The organism is Lysinibacillus sp. NPDC093190 (assembly GCF_050280425.1).
GTDB lineage: Bacteria > Bacillota > Bacilli > Bacillales_A > Planococcaceae > Lysinibacillus.
Genome location: NZ_JBNNVG010000016.1, coordinates 68,992 through 86,521, shown reverse-complemented (window position 1 = coordinate 86,521; position 17,530 = coordinate 68,992). Strand labels below are relative to the sequence as shown.

General features: G+C 36.6%; 19 protein-coding genes and 3 riboswitches. Of the genes, 4 read left to right on the top strand and 15 right to left on the bottom strand.

Annotation, left to right across the window (positions count from 1 at the left end; translation table 11 throughout):
• Positions 1-4: 4 nt before the first annotated feature.
• Positions 5-130: a hypothetical protein gene (locus tag ACQKOF_RS14050; protein ID WP_427558040.1), complete on the bottom strand. Its 126-nt coding sequence runs from the start codon at positions 128-130 to the stop codon at positions 5-7.
• A 210-nt stretch (positions 131-340) separates the two neighbouring features.
• Here ACQKOF_RS14050 and ACQKOF_RS14045 point away from each other — a divergent pair, with 210 nt between their 5' ends.
• Complete coding sequence (locus tag ACQKOF_RS14045; protein ID WP_427558037.1) at positions 341-757, top strand: hypothetical protein; 417 nt, start codon at positions 341-343, stop codon at positions 755-757.
• A 112-nt stretch (positions 758-869) separates the two neighbouring features.
• Here ACQKOF_RS14045 and ACQKOF_RS14040 read toward each other — a convergent pair whose 3' ends face one another.
• Both ACQKOF_RS14040 and ACQKOF_RS14035 read right to left on the bottom strand, forming a co-directional pair.
• Positions 870-1,544 (bottom strand): precorrin-3B methylase, encoded by a 675-nt coding sequence (locus ACQKOF_RS14040; RefSeq protein WP_427558034.1) that lies wholly within the window; start codon positions 1,542-1,544, stop codon positions 870-872.
• Between the two features lie 53 nt (positions 1,545-1,597).
• Complete coding sequence (locus ACQKOF_RS14035; protein WP_427558031.1) at positions 1,598-2,599, bottom strand: ABC transporter substrate-binding protein; 1,002 nt, start codon at positions 2,597-2,599, stop codon at positions 1,598-1,600.
• A 168-nt stretch (positions 2,600-2,767) separates the two neighbouring features.
• Positions 2,768-2,953: riboswitch (cobalamin riboswitch) on the bottom strand.
• A gap of 156 nt (positions 2,954-3,109) precedes the next feature.
• On the opposite strand from ACQKOF_RS14035, the gene ACQKOF_RS14030 reads away from it, so the two are divergent.
• Positions 3,110-5,050, top strand: a complete 1,941-nt coding sequence (locus tag ACQKOF_RS14030) for a GTP-binding protein (protein ID WP_427558028.1) — start codon at positions 3,110-3,112, stop codon at positions 5,048-5,050.
• Between the two features lie 187 nt (positions 5,051-5,237).
• On the opposite strand, the gene ACQKOF_RS14025 is transcribed toward ACQKOF_RS14030, so the two are convergent.
• The 5 genes from ACQKOF_RS14025 to ACQKOF_RS14005 form a co-directional block, all read right to left on the bottom strand.
• Positions 5,238-6,002 (bottom strand): hypothetical protein, encoded by a 765-nt coding sequence (locus ACQKOF_RS14025; RefSeq protein ID WP_427558025.1) that lies wholly within the window; start codon positions 6,000-6,002, stop codon positions 5,238-5,240.
• A gap of 87 nt (positions 6,003-6,089) precedes the next feature.
• Entirely contained in the window at positions 6,090-6,218 is a 129-nt protein-coding gene (locus ACQKOF_RS14020) for a hypothetical protein (RefSeq protein WP_427558023.1), read from the bottom strand.
• Between the two features lie 30 nt (positions 6,219-6,248).
• Positions 6,249-6,432: riboswitch (cobalamin riboswitch) on the bottom strand.
• A 179-nt stretch (positions 6,433-6,611) separates the two neighbouring features.
• A complete protein-coding gene (locus ACQKOF_RS14015) occupies positions 6,612-7,463 on the bottom strand; it encodes a leucine-rich repeat domain-containing protein (RefSeq protein ID WP_427558020.1) in 852 nt (283 codons plus the stop codon).
• A 224-nt stretch (positions 7,464-7,687) separates the two neighbouring features.
• Positions 7,688-7,884, bottom strand: a riboswitch (cobalamin riboswitch).
• A 343-nt stretch (positions 7,885-8,227) separates the two neighbouring features.
• Entirely contained in the window at positions 8,228-8,593 is a 366-nt protein-coding gene (locus tag ACQKOF_RS14010) for a hypothetical protein (RefSeq protein WP_427558018.1), read from the bottom strand.
• Between the two features lie 131 nt (positions 8,594-8,724).
• Positions 8,725-10,194, bottom strand: a complete 1,470-nt coding sequence (locus ACQKOF_RS14005) for an amidase family protein (RefSeq protein WP_427558015.1) — start codon at positions 10,192-10,194, stop codon at positions 8,725-8,727.
• A gap of 583 nt (positions 10,195-10,777) precedes the next feature.
• Here ACQKOF_RS14005 and ACQKOF_RS14000 point away from each other — a divergent pair.
• The gene (locus ACQKOF_RS14000) at positions 10,778-11,209 is read left to right on the top strand and encodes a DUF4181 domain-containing protein (protein WP_427558012.1); all 432 of its coding nucleotides are present in this window, start codon (positions 10,778-10,780) and stop codon (positions 11,207-11,209) included.
• A gap of 154 nt (positions 11,210-11,363) precedes the next feature.
• Here ACQKOF_RS14000 and ACQKOF_RS13995 read toward each other — a convergent pair whose 3' ends face one another.
• From ACQKOF_RS13995 to ACQKOF_RS13970, 6 genes are all read right to left on the bottom strand, one after another.
• On the bottom strand, positions 11,364-12,614 hold the full coding sequence (locus ACQKOF_RS13995; RefSeq protein ID WP_427558009.1) for a methyl-accepting chemotaxis protein: 1,251 nt from the start codon (positions 12,612-12,614) through the stop codon (positions 11,364-11,366).
• Positions 12,615-12,864: 250 nt separating this feature from the next.
• Entirely contained in the window at positions 12,865-14,283 is a 1,419-nt protein-coding gene (aspA, locus tag ACQKOF_RS13990) for an aspartate ammonia-lyase (protein WP_427558006.1), read from the bottom strand.
• A 129-nt stretch (positions 14,284-14,412) separates the two neighbouring features.
• Positions 14,413-15,042 (bottom strand): NAD(P)-dependent oxidoreductase, encoded by a 630-nt coding sequence (locus ACQKOF_RS13985; protein WP_427558003.1) that lies wholly within the window; start codon positions 15,040-15,042, stop codon positions 14,413-14,415.
• 73 nt (positions 15,043-15,115) lie between these two features.
• Positions 15,116-15,526, bottom strand: a complete 411-nt coding sequence (locus ACQKOF_RS13980; protein ID WP_427558000.1) for an Rrf2 family transcriptional regulator — start codon at positions 15,524-15,526, stop codon at positions 15,116-15,118.
• Positions 15,527-15,639: 113 nt separating this feature from the next.
• Entirely contained in the window at positions 15,640-15,846 is a 207-nt protein-coding gene (locus ACQKOF_RS13975) for a thymidylate synthase (protein WP_427557997.1), read from the bottom strand.
• A gap of 45 nt (positions 15,847-15,891) precedes the next feature.
• Positions 15,892-16,080: a hypothetical protein gene (locus ACQKOF_RS13970; RefSeq protein WP_427557994.1), complete on the bottom strand. Its 189-nt coding sequence runs from the start codon at positions 16,078-16,080 to the stop codon at positions 15,892-15,894.
• A 74-nt stretch (positions 16,081-16,154) separates the two neighbouring features.
• Here ACQKOF_RS13970 and ACQKOF_RS13965 point away from each other — a divergent pair, with 74 nt between their 5' ends.
• Positions 16,155-16,439 carry a hypothetical protein gene (locus ACQKOF_RS13965; protein ID WP_427557991.1) on the top strand — a complete coding sequence of 95 codons (285 nt, stop codon included), beginning with the start codon at positions 16,155-16,157 and terminating at the stop codon, positions 16,437-16,439.
• Between the two features lie 111 nt (positions 16,440-16,550).
• On the opposite strand, the gene ACQKOF_RS13960 is transcribed toward ACQKOF_RS13965, so the two are convergent.
• Positions 16,551-17,528 (bottom strand): thymidylate synthase, encoded by a 978-nt coding sequence (locus tag ACQKOF_RS13960; protein WP_427557988.1) that lies wholly within the window; start codon positions 17,526-17,528, stop codon positions 16,551-16,553.
• Between the last annotated feature and the right edge of the window lie 2 nt (positions 17,529-17,530).

Sequence of the window (17,530 nt, the reverse complement as noted above, 5' to 3'; positions counted from 1 at the left end):
TTCTTTAATACGGATAATAATTGGCCTTTTTAGCAACTGCAGGCGGCTTCAGTATACTTTCTTCTACTATCACAGGATTATAAAAAATATGTTCTGAAACATCATCTGCAATAATTTTACGATTTGCCATTACAACAATTGCTGGATCTATACAATAAAGAACCTTCTAAATCTTTCTAAAGAACTAGTTGAACTTTTGGGTCAGTAGTAAATCAAATCCACCTTCAATAAAGAAGGCACTCTTATTAACCTCAACTTTTTTGGAGCAATGCTATATTACATAGGCTATAATTAAAATAGAAAAATCTAATTAAAATTGATTTTATTAGGAGATAGATATATGGATTTAAAAGCATTAGAGCTATCTTTTGTGTTTGGCATTATTTATTTCTTTTTCGTAATCTCATTCTTTTTTAGAAAAAGAGGAAAAATAATTTTGTATAGTTTTGTAGCTATTATCCTTTTAAGCTATGCAGTATTACTAATTGTTCGTCCATATATACAGGATGCAAAATATAATAAATATACTCAAATGGTTGAAGAACATTTAGAAGAGAAATACTCAAATGCATCTTGGAAAATTAGTGTAGACAAAGATTCATTGTCAACAACATCAAATAGATACGAAATACAAGTGAAATTTGATGATGAACCAACAGTGCTTTATGGATATAGAGTAGAAAATGGTAAAGTCATTCAAGCTTACGTATCTTTCGAAAATAATGCATATCGGAACGGAAAGTACTTAGAAAATTAGGTTATAGATACTTTACTAAATACCAAATTAGAAAACCATGCAATTGAAATGCCTACAATTTATTTCTGTAGGCATTTTATTGCGGTAAAACGAGATGATTATGAATCTAGGATTAAGTCTTACTTTTTAATAACTCCCAATAATCAGCAGATTTTGTTCTGCGATAAAATTTATAAAAAGGTTCATTCGGACGAGCGTGTTCCTTATAGAACTCAATGATTTGCCTTAAAAATCCTTCAACCTGCTCTACTCCTACCCTTTTTGCAAACAGCGTTCCGGCTTGTGCATTCGCCCCCATTGGTACTGCTCCTAAATAGACGTCAAAGCTATCCTTTTGATAGACAAGCCCAATATCATCATAGACCGCATTATAACAGGCTGAGGCACAGCCATTGACATTTAAACGTAATCCTGTAGGGACCGTTATTCCTGCTAATGCATGATATAGCTGTTCAGTAATCGGTGCTGCCTCCATCTTATCACCGTCACAAAAATCACAGGCCTTCATCGCTACAATTGGCCCTTGCTTTGCCACATACAGACCAGCATTTTCTAGCTCCCCAATCGTATTTGCTACATCTACTGTTGGAATAGATAATAATATGCTGAAAGAGGCAGAGTATTTGATCGCACCGGTCTCCCCTACAACCTTCGCTATTGTTTGAAATTGTGCAGGCGTATAATGTTTATTAATAATACCAGGACTTACGGCAAGACGAGTAAAACCCCCTTTATTGTTTAGCTTTTCAAAGGTTTTGTCCGGTATATTCGTACGGAATGCATTCATAAATAATTCTCCTTATGAAAAAGGAGCTAGCAAAACGCTAGCCCAGATTATTTCTAGTTTTTAAAGCTGTCAGGATAGAAGCCTTTTGCTAATACTTGAATGGCTTCTGCAGCACGAACTCCTTCTGACGCAGCAGAAAGCGGTAAGATCACAAAGCGTTCATTTTTTACTGCTTCCGTTTCCTTTAAGGCTGGATCATTTTTTAAGAAATTTATTTTTTCTTTCGCCGTTGTTTCTCCGTAATCAACGACAACAACAACTTCTGGATTTCGTTCTACTACATTCTCTTTTGATACCGTAGTCCATCCTGATTCTACATCACCAAAAATATTTTTACCGCCAGACATACTAACAAGCTCATTCATAAAGTTCTGTCCAGCAGTAAAGACATCTTTATCACCACTATCAAACACTAATACCCGCAGTTCTTTCCCATCTTGCGGTAATTTTGCTCGTACTGCATCTACATCCTTTGTCATTTTCTCAATTAAAGCTTCTCCACGATCCTCAACGCGGAAAATTTTTGCGATATTTCGAATATCTGTGAAAATATCGTCTAAAGTTGGTTTCGTCATATTTGAGGCAGTATGTAAATAAGTGTGAATCCCTAAGACCTCAAGCTCTTCAGGTGTACCAACACCTTTCTCTCCAAAGGCACTTTTCCAACCACCGTATAAAAAGTCTGCCTCAGCATTAATAACCTGCTCCTTTGAAGGATACTGTTCAGCTAACACAGGTACTTTATTGTAGGCAGCTTGCAAGGGCTCATAAATTTTGTCATCTAAGTATGCCGTCCCTACCATTGAATCTTCTAAACCTAAAGCCAGCATAATTTCTGTCACGTGTTGATTTAAGCTAATCGCTTTTTTTGGTGCTTCCTTATATACTTGTGTTGTTCCATTATTTTCAATCGTTACTTCTGTCGTTTCAGCATGTGAAGGCTCTACCTTCTCATCTTTTGCTGCAGATTCTGGTTTGTCCTTTGCGTTACACGCGCCTAGTACAGCGATCAATGCTATTGCAAAGACAAGCCATACGTGTTTCCATTTCTTCATGTCCTCTTCTCCTTTGATGTTAAATATATAGAAAGAAATCATTAGACTTCTTTGCTACCGAGTTAAGTTTCTAGAAAAGGGCATAAAAAAATCCCCTTGTTTCCAAGAGGTTAGCATAGCGAAAGAAAGGTTCTTCAACCTGTTCACTATCTCCATCCTCGTGGTTTAAGTAAAAAATATATATTGGCAGGTATCCTGGCTTAGGTTCGTCATCTATACGCCTTCCCATAGCGTAGCTACAGTGGCATCTCGTATAGACTCCCCATTTACAGTTGCGGGACAGCATCGGATTTGCACCGATTTCCCTTTTAAGCAAATGACAAAATCATTTGCACCAATACGTCGTTTTTATTTTGTTGTAAATAATCAGATTCACAATCTCACAAATAAATCATAATAATAAATATATTAAATATTTTAACACTATTGCGACATAAACACTACACGAAATATTTTTTTACCCAATTCTGTTACAATGTTGATATGAATTAATAGAAACGAGGATTTTTTATGAATGTAACAATTGGAGTACTTGCTCACGTTGATGCAGGAAAAACAACATTTTCTGAGCAGTTACTATTTCATACAAACAGTATTCAAGCCCGCGGGCGAGTAGATCACCAGGACACATTTCTAGACAATCATGAGTTAGAGCGTCAAAGAGGCATTACGATTTTTGCGGAGCAAGGTCGCATGACGATTGGAAATGATACATATACGTTAATCGATACACCTGGACACGTCGATTTCTCGCCAGAGATGGAGCGTGCCATTCGAGTTATGGATTATGCCATTATTATTGTTAGTGCGGTTGAAGGACTACAAGGTCATACTGAAACAGTGTGGCAACTTTTACGCCAATATCACGTCCCAACCTTCTTCTTTATCAACAAAATTGACCGTGAAGGGGCAGATGTTGAAGCCGTTATGGCACAGCTTCAAAAGGATTGCTCTGAGGATGTACTATTCGTAGATGACCCGCTCCGTTCTGACTATGTTTCCAACCACATGATGGAGTGGCTTGCAGAACGTGATGAGCAGCTTCTCGATGCTTTTCTTAATGAGACATTGGATAGCTCTAGCTGCCTTACTCATTTACAAACGATGGTTAAACAGGAAAAGGCCTTTCTATGTTTTTCTGGCTCTGCCTTGAAAGATATTGGGATAAAGGAATTCCTAGCACAGCTTCTCCTACTTACAGAGATACATTTTCATAACAATGCCCCGTTTCAAGGTGAGGTGTTTAAAATTCGTCATGATGGACATCAACGCTTAACTTTTTTAAAGGCATTGCAGGGAACGTTACATGTGCGTGATGAATTTTCCTTTGGAGATGTAACAGAAAAAGTGACTGAGATTCGACTATACAATGGCAGCCGTTATGTAACAGTTCAAGAGGTCGAGGCTGGGGAGATTTTCGCAGTTAAAGGAATTAGTGAAGCAAACATCGGAGATATCATTGGTAATTCAGGTAACCCGCAGCCCTATGAATTAGTACCGACATTACAAGCGAAAGTACAATATGAAGGCGATCAGCATATAAAGGAAGTATTAAAAATTTTCCGCATACTCGAAGCGGAAGAGCCATCATTACGTGTGCTGTGGCATGAAAAATTTCAAGAAATTCATGTACATATTATGGGTGTCATCCAACTCGAAGTTCTGATCGACGTGCTTAATAAACGCTTCTCACTAGACATTTCATTTAGCGAACCACAGATTTTATATATGGAAACGATCGCAACAACGGTGACGGGCTATGGTCATTTTGAGCCATTAAAGCATTATGCAGAAGTACATTTATTGATGGAGCCAAATACACGCGTTACTGGCAATACATTTGTCAATGCATGTCATGCGGATGATTTATCGGTCGGGCATCAACGACTCATTGAAAAACATTTATTCGAGCGCGATCATCATGGGCTGTTAACAGGATTCCCCGTGACAGATGTTCGCTTCACTCTTTTAACGGGACGCGCACATATTAAACATACTGATGGTGGCGACTTCCGTGAAGCAACATTCCGAGCATTACGGCAAGGGCTGGAGCAAGCAGAAAATGTATTACTAGAGCCGTATTACCGCTTTAAGCTAAAAGCTCCTAGTGATTTTATCGGCCGCATGATGACCGATATTCAACAAGCTGCTGGTACATTTGATGCGCCAATTTTAACTGAACATGATGCGATTTTAACTGGTCGAGCCCCTGTCGCAACATTTATGAGCTACAGTACAACCTTTGCCGCCTACACTAATGGTAAGGGCGTACTTTCTCTACAATTTGATGGTTATGATATGTGTCACAATACAGAAGACATTATTGCGCAAATTGACTACGATAAAAACGCCGACCCCGAATATACATCCTCGAGTATTTTTTGTGCAAAAGGCAAAGGCTACTCCGTTCCATGGCATGAGGCAGCGGCAGCTATGCATTGTATTGACTAAATTCATAAAAACAGGACATGATTTTATATCATTGTCCTGTTTATTATGTTTCGTGGGGATTTACTATGCTATTGCGGGTAATCTTGCTTTGCACGGGTATTTGCTTTGCTTCCGCGTGTATTTACTCTACTTCGCAGGTATACCACTCCAGTTCACGGGTATTCTTCTTCACCCCGCGCGATTTTTTTTATAAAGCTTGTACTGTTTTCTGTGCTTGTTTAAAAATGCGATATGAAGGTTCCACCACAACGTGACTATGGGAATTAGAAAAATCAATTAAAACCTTGCCCGGTCGGCTTCTCAAAAGTTGCAAATTATCAATTAATTCAAGCAATAGTTCATGACCGTTACCACGTGGGTGCCAGTTTAAATGATAATCATTTAGCTCCTTCACAGCTTCTAAAAATTGCTGATACTCTCGCTCTACAAAATTAATCAGTTGTTTGTCTTTATGAGCTACCTGTGATAAATCCTCTAAATATGTTTCATAAAAGCGCATTACTATCGAGCACAATAAATCATTGACCCGAGCAGCACTTAATATTGGATTAGGATCTTGGGAAAGTCGCTCTAAATTTGGTTTTGCACGCGTCGAATCAATCCGTGTAATTAAATGATAATGCTCACCATTCACCTCATACACAATTGGATTTGTCGGCATATACATCATAAAACTATTTGTTTTTGTTTTAAGCTGATCTGTCATATCCGCCTTTGCAAAAAGGTGCCCATTAATATTTTCATTTTGAATCCAAATAATATCTTTGTTATATAAAATTTGCTCAAATAATCGTTCATTACTAATAAGATTACTAGCTATTAATTGATCAACAAGTGATTCTATAACCATTCTTGTTGTAGCTTTCTTAGTAACTTCAGTGCGTGGCTGCTTACAAATTTTCATATCTAAATATTGCGAATCCTGTGCTGTATATACATGAATATTCGTCATACTTGCATCCTCTTTTCGTACATATTTTCAAAACGGAAGTCATCAGTAAAAAAAGGATTTCCTATTAACGCGAGGAAATCCTTCATTCTATCTTTTTCGTTCATCATATAATGTCAAACAATGCCCAAATATCAAAGAATTAGCTCGATTGCCAATACCTTCTTTTATTTTGGGCGTTTGACGTACAGTGACGAACAGAGCATTCTGTTTTGTCAACATGCCACCTCCTATTCCTCGTAGGGTTATGGTGTGTACTCATAATAGGCAGGTATCCTGACTCATGATCATCGCTACTTTTCCCCTTCCCGTCGTTAAACAGTGGTATTTGAAAAGTCGCTCACATTTACAGTTGCGGGACAGTGTCGGATTTGCACCGACTTCCCTTTTAAGTAAATTGCACGCAATTTACACCTATTACTCCACGCTATTCAGTTGTCATAGGAATCTAGTATTCCTATTAGATTATTAAAATCAATTGTATAGGAGTGTATTTCCAAAGTCAAATAACACAATATATTCCAGTTTCTTATGCATTATCTTCTAGACTTTTTAACTCGGATTGTAAACATTAAACTAAAGCCCAGTTAGTTTAAGTGCATTTAATCACAATTACAAATAAATAATACACCCTTTTTCTTCTAGTTCTCTTAACCACTTTGGTATGTTTAATTGGTGGTTCCATCTAAGATCCAAACGTTCTAACCCCTCCATTTCCAGCAATGATTTTGGTAATTCCGTTAGAAGATTGCTTCTTAGATCAATTTCTAATAAATTCTTCAATTGTCCAATCTCTTCAGGTAATGTGGTCAATTGATTATGTCTCAAATTTAATCGTCTTAACCTTAAACATTTATGTAAAGATTGAGGTATATCTTTTAATTGATTATCTTCTATATCTAAAACACGCAATAATGACAATTCCCCTATATTTACTGGAAGAGTTGTGATTTGATTATTTTTTAAATGTAATTCCTTCAAGTTACTTAATCTACAAATACTGTACGGCAACTCTTTCAATTGATTATTCATTACACGCAGTTCTATAATATTGGTCAAATGTCCAAGTTCATCTGGTAATTTTAATAATTGATTATCACTTAGATTTAAATATTTCACTTTGACCAGCTTAGAGATCTCAGGTGGAATGGACTTTAATTTATTATTATGAAGGTATAAATAATCCTCCAGATTATGAAGGGATCCAATTTCAGGAGGAATAACGTCAATTTCATTATGCCCTGCATCCAACATTCTAAGATCTGTTAAATTGCCTATCTCCGCAGGCATTTTTTTAATCTTATTAACAGATATATTCAAAATTTTTAATCTGCTCATTTTATAAATTTCGGAAGGTATCGTTGTTAACCTATTATCAAAAAGGTTTAAATTTGTTATTTCTTTTATGGGTACATCTAAATTAGGTAAAGAGTCTAATTTCATATGAGGAAAATTTAGTTTCATTTGTCTGCTCCTTTTTCGAAAATACAATGTATGTATATTCCTCCAACTTGAATTTTTTGCACATTGTTTGAATAACTCTACTTAAACTACTTGAACTTCTTCTATAACATACCTGTTTATTCAACTAACCTGTTCCGTTAGTTGAATAGTAACAATATTTCGGAAAAACATCTATTATTTTTCAAGAAGAAAAAAGTTGTGCGCAAGGTCGGAACACCAGAAAGTTCCACTCAGAATCGTAGGCTTCGGGGTCATGCACATTCAACGCAAAAAAAGAACGCCCAACAAACGAATTGAATCGTTGTTGATCGAGTTTATTAAAATACTATGTGCATTTACAGTTGCGGGGCAGTGTCGGATTTGCGCCGGCTTCCCATTTAAGTAAATTACACCGAATTACGCCTATTATTCTATGCTATTTAGTTGTTAAATTAGCCATTTAAAGATGTAAGAAATAGTAGAGTAAATATTCCTTACTGACTATCAAACTAAATTGTAATGTGTAGTTTACCTACTGTTAAGAAATTGGAAAGGAAGACAAATAAAAAAGACTACCCAGTGAAGGACAGTCTAAATGTACTTTATTTACATGCAGGTGGTTGAGGATTATGACCTTTCATCGCTTTCTCATAATCCTCCTTAGTTATATGAATGATTTCTAATAGCTTGGTATCAAACCCACCATACACGAGAATAACCGGGTCACCATCTTTGATGTTTGATAAAGATAAATCACCACCATTTACATTTTTAGCATCTGGCGATCAAACATTGTTAAAACTTGCAGACCTTTGTTCACCAGTAATCCAATCTAGATTTATGTTTTTAAATGCATAAATTTTTATATCTTTAGGTAGCCAACTAGAATTTAGATTCATTTCATGGTCTGTTCTTTCTTGGTCAAATGTTGTAACGTAGAATACTAGGTTACCTTGTTTTACAGTATCCCAGTTAAAATACGCTTGGATTTCTGGCAAGTGCGAAAACATTGGATAACCTAAATCACTTTTATTAAAGAATGTTGCCGCATCTGCTGTATTCTCTTCTTCTTGCATTCCCGTAATATATCCGCCTGTAGTTGCTATTGAAAGTGCTAAAACGCTTGCTAGTACTTTACCTTTGATGTTCATTAAAATCATCCTTTTATTTGCGTTATTGTCTTACAAGTAATAACTTAATATAATTAGTCAAATCTTTTTACTATTAAATAAATTTCACCATATTTTAATTGGTGTTTAGTGTCGGATTTGCACAGAAGATCTTAATACAACTTCGGAGCTTTTCGTAGTTTAGTTGCTTGCTCAAATGAAAATGCAAGTTTTATTAGAACATCTTCACTAAATGCAGTTCCTGCGAATGTTATGCCAAACGGTCTCCCATTTTTCATATACCCTGCTGGGACGGCAATAGACGGATATCCAGCTTTCGCACTAATTGTCGAACCTATATAGGATGGAAAGATAATCGCATCTAATTCATATTTTTTTAATGTATAATCGATCCCTTGTTCTTGTGAAAAATACAAATCCTCTAGTTTTGCGTTTAAATATTCAGAATCTCTTAACGTGTTCGGTAAATTCTCTCTCGACTCCAATTTATCCTGCCCATATTTCAACGACTTTTCTTTTGATCGAATATTAAATTGAATTAACTCAGAGATAGAATGGACAGGCATGTGGGAAGGTAGATTGACAAGAAAATTATTTAAACTATGCTTTAATTCGTATAACGGTACTCCCCATTTCCAGTCTCTATGAAAAGTAGGGATTTCGATGCCTTCAATAATATCGGCTCCTTGCTCTCTCAAAACCTGAATTGCATTATTAAAAAGTGTTTCGTCATATTCCCCTGAGTCATAATAAGCTTTTGAGGCATTATTATAAACACCAATTCTAGCACCAATTAATCCTGCGGCATCTAAAAATTTGATGTAATCCTTATATAACCTTCTTTCACTTTTATATGTAGCGACGTCTTCTTGATCTACTCCTGTTAACGCTCCCAATAAAATAGCTGCATCTGTTACTGTTCTAGCCATTGGTCCTGCTGTGTCTTGAGAGTATGTAAACGGAATAATGCCCTGTCGACTAATGAGCCCAACTGTCGGTTTTATGCCAACTACTGAATTTTGAATAGCTGGACTTAAAATCGAGGCATCTGTCTCAGTTCCAATTGATAAAACAGAAAAGTTTGATGCCACTGCTACTGCCGAACCCGAACTGGACCCTCCTACAAAAAGTTCTGGATCACCATAAGGATTTAGTGTTTGTCCACCTCGAGAACTATAGCCTGCCCACATCGTACTCGACATACCGTTTGCTAATTCAGTCATATTCGTTTTTCCTAAAATAACAGCCCCTGCTTCACGGAGCTTTTTTACTAGAAATGCATCCTGCTTTGCTAAATAATTTTCTAATGCTATTACGCCCGCACTAGTATGCATAAAATCTTTCGTTTCGATATTATCTTTTAAAACTACCGGAATTCCGTGTAGAGGCCCTCTAGTCCCTTTTGTTAGTCTTTCTTCATCTAAAGCTTCAGCAATAAATATCGCTTCAGGATTAATTTCAAGCATAGAATTAATTCTCTGTCCATCTTGATCATACTTAGCAATTCTGTGTAAATAATACATAGTTAATTCTTTTGATGTTATATCACCATGTACCATAGCTGTCTGAATATCGATTACTGACAATTCTTCTTTAAGAAAACTATTAAAATTTATACCCATTCATATTCCCACCCTTCTTTCAAAATTATACCAATAAAATCAATTAATACATAAAATATCTTTTAGTGTTTTCAAATAAATTTCAAAGTCTCCTCAGGCTCCCGCAGTCGGATACTTATGTATGCTAACTCAAAGCTCTGCATGTAATTAACGTATAAACTTAAATGTTAAACTGCCCTCACATATCAATCTAAGGGCTTTAGTGTATACATTTTCATATTTTTTATATAACTGGTAATTTCGCTTGCCGCTCACCCCCAATTAATTACCAAATAATTATCAACTGTGCTACACTCTCTTTACAGATAAAATTTTCAGTTAGTTTAAAAAGGATGGGTGGAGATTATATGAAGATGCTTAGAGGCATTTGGGGTGTCCTTATGTACATATATGGCGTATCTTTATATATCAAATATTTTCAAAAAGTCAGCGAAGGATGGAATATAACTCTTCATGTTTTATCAGGGAGTTTATGTATTATAGGAATTACATTAATTGTTCAAGCAATAAGAATACATAAATAATCTAGAGCTACGGTCTCTTTCTTTTTGTAAAGAAAAGATCAGGTTGAGAGGTGAATGAATTGAATCATATTAATATTGAACTAAGGACATTAATACTTTTTCTTATTGGACTACTTTTAGTAATTAGTACTTTTGGATTTGTCATTAGAAAGCTGCTAGGTGTCGAAAGAAAGAAATGGTTTTCTTATAATCACCTTAACGAAAGACATAAAAAACTAGATTGGACTGTACGAATAATTTTTACGAGTCTATTTTTAATTAGTTCGTATTATACGATTTACAATGATTCAGTTGGAACTCCTTGGTATTTCGGAACTTGGTTTATCATAATTGTCTTTTTAATAACATCTGAAATGTTACGAGCATTTATGGAATGGAGATACGCGGAAAATAAAAGGGATTTTGTTGCTACTATCGCAGAAATGATGTTTATGATTAGCATAGTATTGTTGACGATAAAAACTGATTTTTTCGGCTTATTTAATATTTAATTTCGAGGCTAAGCGTCTCTAGAGAATAGACCGGGGCGGAAAAGTTGATAACAACGGTTAATCAATGCACTTGATATAAAATAAAAAAGGTTATTTCGCAGAAAATTAATTCCTGCAAAATAGCCTTTTTTAATGAATACTATATTTCTTTCAATTAGTGTCTACTAAATCTCTGTGTCAGCTTTTGTAAATTTTCAGCTTGTACACATAAGTCTTGTGATACTACCATGTTGACCGCTTGCATGGAAGCGCTTTGCTCATCAACTGACTGCAGAACGACCTCTGTATTATTAGATAAGCTATCCATTCCATTTGCGATTGTCGATACTAATTTTGTCACCTCATTCGCACTACTTGAAAGCTCTTCAGCTGTTGCAGAAATATCCTCTAGCTGGTTCGTCATTTTGCTAACATGCTGAGAGATCGTACCAAACGACTTTGTAGCCTCATCAATAACATAGACGCCCTGTTGAACGTTTTTCAAGTCCTCTTCGACAGAGGTAGCTACTTGTTTTGTATCACTTTCAATGCCCACTACTAGCTCGACAATTTGAATAGCCGAATGCTTAGATTGCTCTGCCAATTTTCGAACTTCCTCCGCTACTACTGCAAAGCCTTTACCATGCTCTCCGGCACGAGCTGCTTCAATCGCTGCATTTAATGCAAGCAAATTCGTCTGATCTGTAATAGCCGTAATCATGTCTGTCATCGATTTGATATCTGTCATTTTTCCAAATAATTGCTGCATTAATTCACTTGTTTTTTCAGTAGAAGTTGAAATAAATTCCATCTGATTTTTAGCCACATGTAAAATTTCCGCACCGTTGCCTGCAATGTCATTTGCTTCTTTTGCATGATCAAATACATCTTGCGTTGCCACGGTAATACGTTCAATGCCATCAGCAGTTTCCTGCATAGCAATAGCACTTTCATTTGCTGATTGTGCTGCTTTCTTAAGACCCTCAGTCGTATTCTCCATTTGTGAATCAACTTCGTTAACTGCATCTGTAATTTCATTTGTACTTGCTGATAGCTCCTCTATGCTCGCAGATAAATCTGTTGAACTACTCGCAATTTTTTGTGTCATCGTATGTAATTGTTCCTTCATCTCTAAAAACGCTTTAGCTAAGTCTGAGATCTCATCATTGGAATTAATTTCAATCGGAGCTGTACGCAAATTCCCATCAGCGATTGCTTGAGCGGATTCTGCTAATTGCTTAATAGGCTTAATAATTTTAAATTTTACATAGAAAATACAAGATAATGTCATAGTAATTCCCATTATTGTTAATAAAGTGGATAACCATTTTAATGAAGTTACATTTGCTAGATCTATAATTAAAATGACACCCATGAGAACATTTAAAGTAGAAAAGCAAATTATACTTTTTTTCCGTAAACTCATACTAAATTCCTCCAACTATAATATTACTCCAACGTAGTTATTATAGTTTAATTCTCCTGAAATTCATAGAAAAAAGCCCAACTTTTGTAAGATAAATGAATTACAAAAGCGAAAGTGCTTTCGTAGTATCGAAAACCATTGTGTCAATGAAGATGTGATATAAAAGTATGACTCCTTAAATTTATTGACATAATAGTTTTTACAAAAACATAAAAGCACTTTGCCTTAGACAAAGTGCTTTCATAATCAATTATTTTAATTTCATAATACTTGATCCGGCAATACCTGGATGTGTCATCTCATATGGATCTAGAATTAAATCTAACTGTTCTTTCGTTAGTACACCCTCTTCAAGGCAAAGCTCACGAATTGAACGACCAGATAGAATTGCTTCGCGTGCAAGTCGTGCAGCTACTTCATAGCCAATATGCGGGTTCACTGCTGTTAGTACGCCAACACTTTTTTCCACATATTCTTTCATGCGGTCTTCGTTTGCTTCAATATCCTTCAAGCAATTTTGTGTAAATGCTCGGAACACGTTATTCATAATGCTAATAGATTGAATTAAGTTAAAGACAAGCACTGGCTCCATAACGTTTAATTCTAATTGTCCTGCTTCAGATGCTAAAGAAATCGTATGGTCATTACCAATTACTTGGAAGGCCACTTGGTTCAGTACCTCTGGCATAACAGGATTTACTTTCCCTGGCATAATGGATGATCCAGGTTGACGCGCTGGTAAAATGATTTCCCCTAATCCAGCACGTGGACCAGAAGCCATTAAACGAAGGTCATTAGCAATTTTCGACATATTGATCATACAGATTTTTAATGCGCCTGATACTTCTGTATAAGCATCAGTATTTTGTGTTGCATCTACTAAGTGAGTAGCGCCTTTAAGTGGCAATCCTGAAATTTCAGCAAGATGAATATCAACTGATTGAATATAGTCAGGGAATGCATTTAATCCTGTACCTACAGCTGTCGCTCCCATATTTACATCATATAAATTTGGACGAGTTTGGCGAATGCGCGCAATATCACGAGTGATTACACGGCAATATGCTTCAAATTCTTGCCCTAATCGAATCGGTACAGCATCTTGTAAATGAGTACGACCCATTTTGATAACATGTGCAAATTGCTCCGCTTTTTGGTGGAACACAGCTTGCATGTTTTCCATTGTAAGAAGTAGTTCATCTATCAAATTCAACACAGCAATATGAATAGCTGTTGGGAAAGCATCATTTGTTGATTGTGACATATTTACATGGCTGTTAGGGCTAATTGTATGGTAGTCCCCTTTTTCTTTACCTAAAATCTCTAAGGCACGGTTAGCGATAACTTCGTTGGCATTCATATTAATTGATGTGCCAGCACCACCTTGGATTGGGTCAACGATAAATTCAGCATCCCACTCGCCATCAATAACTTCTTGTGCAGCCTCGACAATTGCATCTCCGATTTCTTTTGAAAGTAGGTGTACCTCCATATTACTCAAAGCAGCTGCTTTTTTAACAATACCCATTGCTTTAATAAGTGCTGAATGAATTGAATACCCTGTAATCGGGAAATTTTCAGTTGCACGAAGCGTTTGGATACCGTAATAAGCAGTGCTTGGTAAGGCACGTTCACCTAAAAAGTCTTTTTCTATACGTTGTGTGGACATAATTGTCGTCTCCTTTTATGTAATACTCACACTTGATAGTAGCTAATAACTGCCTGATTGTAAACAGTCATTTGTCTGTAAAATGAAAAATAATAATAACCGAGCGCAGTTTTTACGCTCGGTTGATCATTATTTATTAGAAGTCACTGTAAAACGGCTGTTAACATGCTTTGGATTTTCAATTTCATCAAACACTGCAACGGCATAATCTGCATAGCTCACATAACTTTCACCAGCAGCATTAACTAATAAATGATCTTCTCCAGTAGTATAGCTACCTGTACGTGGACCTTCTGGATCAAAGAAAGCAGATGGGCTTAAGAATGTCCAAGTAATAGTTGATTGTTGTAAGTCACGTAGATTTTCACCTTGGTTTTTAGCTGTCGCGTAAAACATTTCTGGAAAATCCGGTGTATCCATAACCCGTACAGTTTTCTCTGGGTCTACAAACAGACTACCCGCACCACCGACAACAAATAATTTTGTATGAATACCAGTGAAAATCTCAATTAAATGACGGCCCGCTTTCACATGTAATTCCTCCTGACCAAAAGGAGCACCAAACGCATTTACGACTACGTCAAAACCTTTCACATCTTCTTGAGATAATTCAAAGACATCCTTTTCAATTACAGGAATATTTGCTGTTACTTTTGAAGCCGATCGTACAATTGCAGTTACATCATGACGACGTTGCAGTGCCTCCCCTACAATTTTTTGTCCCGCTTTCCCTGTTGCACCAATTACTGCTATTTTCATATTAATAATTCCTCCTATTTTTGTGTAACCATTTTAGTTACAGGTTAGATACAAAAGACCGACTTCGTTGATGTTAACGAAGTTGATCTAGCACATCCTGTAAAGTTTGTGCTTGTAGTTGTTCTTCCATTGCATGCCAGACAGATGTATAAACACCTTCCAATGTCCGTTGGATTTCTCGACCAACAGTACATGCTGGATTTGGCTCATCATGAATCGCAAATAGCTGCTCTGGCCCATCAATCGCGTGGTAAATAGCTAACAGCGTTAAATCTTTCGGCTCCGCTAATAGGTCGTAGCCTGCAATACCTGATTGCGATGTTAACAAGCCCGCTTTTTTTAGCACACCTATCATTCGTCGCACGACAACTGGATTTGTATTCACACTCCCTGCGATATACTCAGACGTCAGCTGGCTTTTATCAGATGTTGTTGCAATGAGAGAAAGTATATGGATCGCTACCGAAAATCGACTGTTCACCATATGTATCACCACCTGTTGTAACTATTATAGTTACAGGTTTAAATAAAAGCAAATAAATTGCCTTATTTACACCTGTTTTTATTTTTTCCATTTTTCTGAGTATTATACGATGATTATACTTTCTTTACGTAAATGACTAATTCTTGTCGTAATTCTCCATCTTGCTCATAAAAGTCTAAGTTATGGAATTCATACTTAAAATGGCCAACCGGAAACGTCACACTTTCGCCCTGCGCCGCTGCTAATATACCTGCCATATCATGTGACACCATTTGTAAAAGCTCTGTACCTAAAACCGAATCTACAAATATCACGTTCATTCTATAACACCTCCTCAGCTATTATAGCTTAGAAGGCGCTTACATTTATAGTCTTTCTTTATAACGTTTCAGGCGAATTCCCTCAATGACTTGCATCATATTATGTATTTGCTCCTGTGTTAATTTTGTAGAGATGTGTGGTAGCTTAGACCCCTCTGTTGGTTGAGAAGTATTCATAAGCAATTTCGTCCTTAAACGTTGCTCACGTTCTCTTCCGTCTATTTGAAAAATCAATGATCTCCTCACATCATTCACCTCTAAATTTTTAATAGGACTTCCAGATTAAAACTTATATCGGAAAAATTTTCATGAATTTAAACATCCTTCATATAATTGCTAGAAAATTTGGCTCTAGATTAATCAATTTGGCTCTTTCTGTTGCTTTGGCGGTTCTATCCGTCGCTCTGCTAGTTCTTTCCGTCGCTTTGGCATTTCTATCCGTCGCTCTGCTGGTTCTTTCCGTCGCTTTGGCATTTCTATCCGTCGCTCTGTCTTCTTTCCTTCGCTTCGGCTTTTCTATCCGTCGCTCTGCTGGTTCTTTCCGTCACTTTGGCTTTTCTATCCGTCGCTCTGTCTTCTTTCCTTCACTTTGACGTTTCTTTCCGTCGCTTTGCCTCTTCTTTCCGTCGCTCTAACAAATCTACCCGACGCTTTGTTATTAGTTCGCTAAAAAAAACAGCAGCCAAAACGGCTGCTGCTTCTGTTTAAACGGCAATTGGTGCTTTAATTGTTGGGTGTGGATTATAGCCCTCAATAGAAAGATCTTCGAGCTCTATGTCGAAAATTGACGTTTTATTTGGATTAATTTTTAAGGTTGGTAGGTCCTTAGGCTCGCGTGAAAGCTGTTCTTTTACTTGTTCCACGTGATTTACATATATATGAGCATCCCCAATGCTATGAATAAATTCGCCAACTTCTAAACCACATTCATGTGCAATTAAATGTGTCAGTAATGCATATGATGCAATATTAAATGGACAGCCTAGTAATGTATCAAGGCTTCTTTGCATTAGCTGACAGCTCAATTTACCATTTGCGACATAAAATTGGAACATCACGTGACATGGAGGTAATGCAGCTTTACTGCCCTTTGCTCCAGCATTGATCACATCCTCTGGATTCCATGCATTGACAATAATACGTCGTGAATCTGGATTGTGCTTGATTTGATCGATTACATCTTGCAATTGATCGATACTTTCCCCTGTTGATGTTGTCCAATTACGCCACTGCTTGCCGTAAACATTTCCAAGCTCGCCGTATTTACGTGCAAATTCATCATCTGTTAAAACACGCTCACAAAATGATGCTAACTCTTTTTTGTAGTCAGCATTGAAAGACTCGTCCACTAAACAACGACGACCAAAGTCTGTCATATCAGGACCTGTGTATTCGTCAGACTCAACCCATTTTTTAAAAGCCCATTCATCCCAAATATGGTTGTTGTTTTGCAGTAAATAACGAATATTTGTATCCCCTTTGATAAACCAAAGTAGCTCGCTTGCTACAAGCTTGAATGGTACACGTTTAGTCGTTAAAAGAGGAAAGCCTTTGCTTAAATCAAATCGCATTTGATAGCCAAATACACTATATGTACCGGTTCCTGTACGATCTTCCTTTTTAACGCCATTATCTAATATATGTTGTAGTAAATTTAAGTACGCGATTTCTGGATGCGCCATGT

Excerpts from the sequence above, each read along its gene's own strand:
- ACQKOF_RS14050 (WP_427558040.1), bottom strand. The coding sequence starts at position 130 with ATGGCAAATCGTAAAATTATTGCAGATGATGTTTCAGAACATATTTTT.
- ACQKOF_RS14045 (WP_427558037.1), top strand. The coding sequence starts at position 341 with ATGGATTTAAAAGCATTAGAGCTATCTTTTGTGTTTGGCATTATTTAT.
- ACQKOF_RS14040 (WP_427558034.1), bottom strand. The coding sequence starts at position 1,544 with ATGAATGCATTCCGTACGAATATACCGGACAAAACCTTTGAAAAGCTA.
- ACQKOF_RS14035 (WP_427558031.1), bottom strand. The coding sequence starts at position 2,599 with ATGAAGAAATGGAAACACGTATGGCTTGTCTTTGCAATAGCATTGATC.
- ACQKOF_RS14030 (WP_427558028.1), top strand. The coding sequence starts at position 3,110 with ATGAATGTAACAATTGGAGTACTTGCTCACGTTGATGCAGGAAAAACA.
- ACQKOF_RS14025 (WP_427558025.1), bottom strand. The coding sequence starts at position 6,002 with ATGACGAATATTCATGTATATACAGCACAGGATTCGCAATATTTAGAT.
- ACQKOF_RS14015 (WP_427558020.1), bottom strand. The coding sequence starts at position 7,463 with ATGAAACTAAATTTTCCTCATATGAAATTAGACTCTTTACCTAATTTA.
- ACQKOF_RS14010 (WP_427558018.1), bottom strand. The coding sequence starts at position 8,593 with ATGAACATCAAAGGTAAAGTACTAGCAAGCGTTTTAGCACTTTCAATA.
- ACQKOF_RS14005 (WP_427558015.1), bottom strand. The coding sequence starts at position 10,194 with ATGGGTATAAATTTTAATAGTTTTCTTAAAGAAGAATTGTCAGTAATC.
- ACQKOF_RS13995 (WP_427558009.1), bottom strand. The coding sequence starts at position 12,614 with ATGAGTTTACGGAAAAAAAGTATAATTTGCTTTTCTACTTTAAATGTT.
- aspA (WP_427558006.1), bottom strand. The coding sequence starts at position 14,283 with ATGTCCACACAACGTATAGAAAAAGACTTTTTAGGTGAACGTGCCTTA.
- ACQKOF_RS13985 (WP_427558003.1), bottom strand. The coding sequence starts at position 15,042 with ATGAAAATAGCAGTAATTGGTGCAACAGGGAAAGCGGGACAAAAAATT.
- ACQKOF_RS13980 (WP_427558000.1), bottom strand. The coding sequence starts at position 15,526 with ATGGTGAACAGTCGATTTTCGGTAGCGATCCATATACTTTCTCTCATT.
- ACQKOF_RS13975 (WP_427557997.1), bottom strand. The coding sequence starts at position 15,846 with ATGAACGTGATATTTGTAGATTCGGTTTTAGGTACAGAGCTTTTACAA.
- ACQKOF_RS13965 (WP_427557991.1), top strand. The coding sequence starts at position 16,155 with ATGAATTTAAACATCCTTCATATAATTGCTAGAAAATTTGGCTCTAGA.
- ACQKOF_RS13960 (WP_427557988.1), bottom strand. The coding sequence starts at position 17,528 with ATGGCGCATCCAGAAATCGCGTACTTAAATTTACTACAACATATATTA.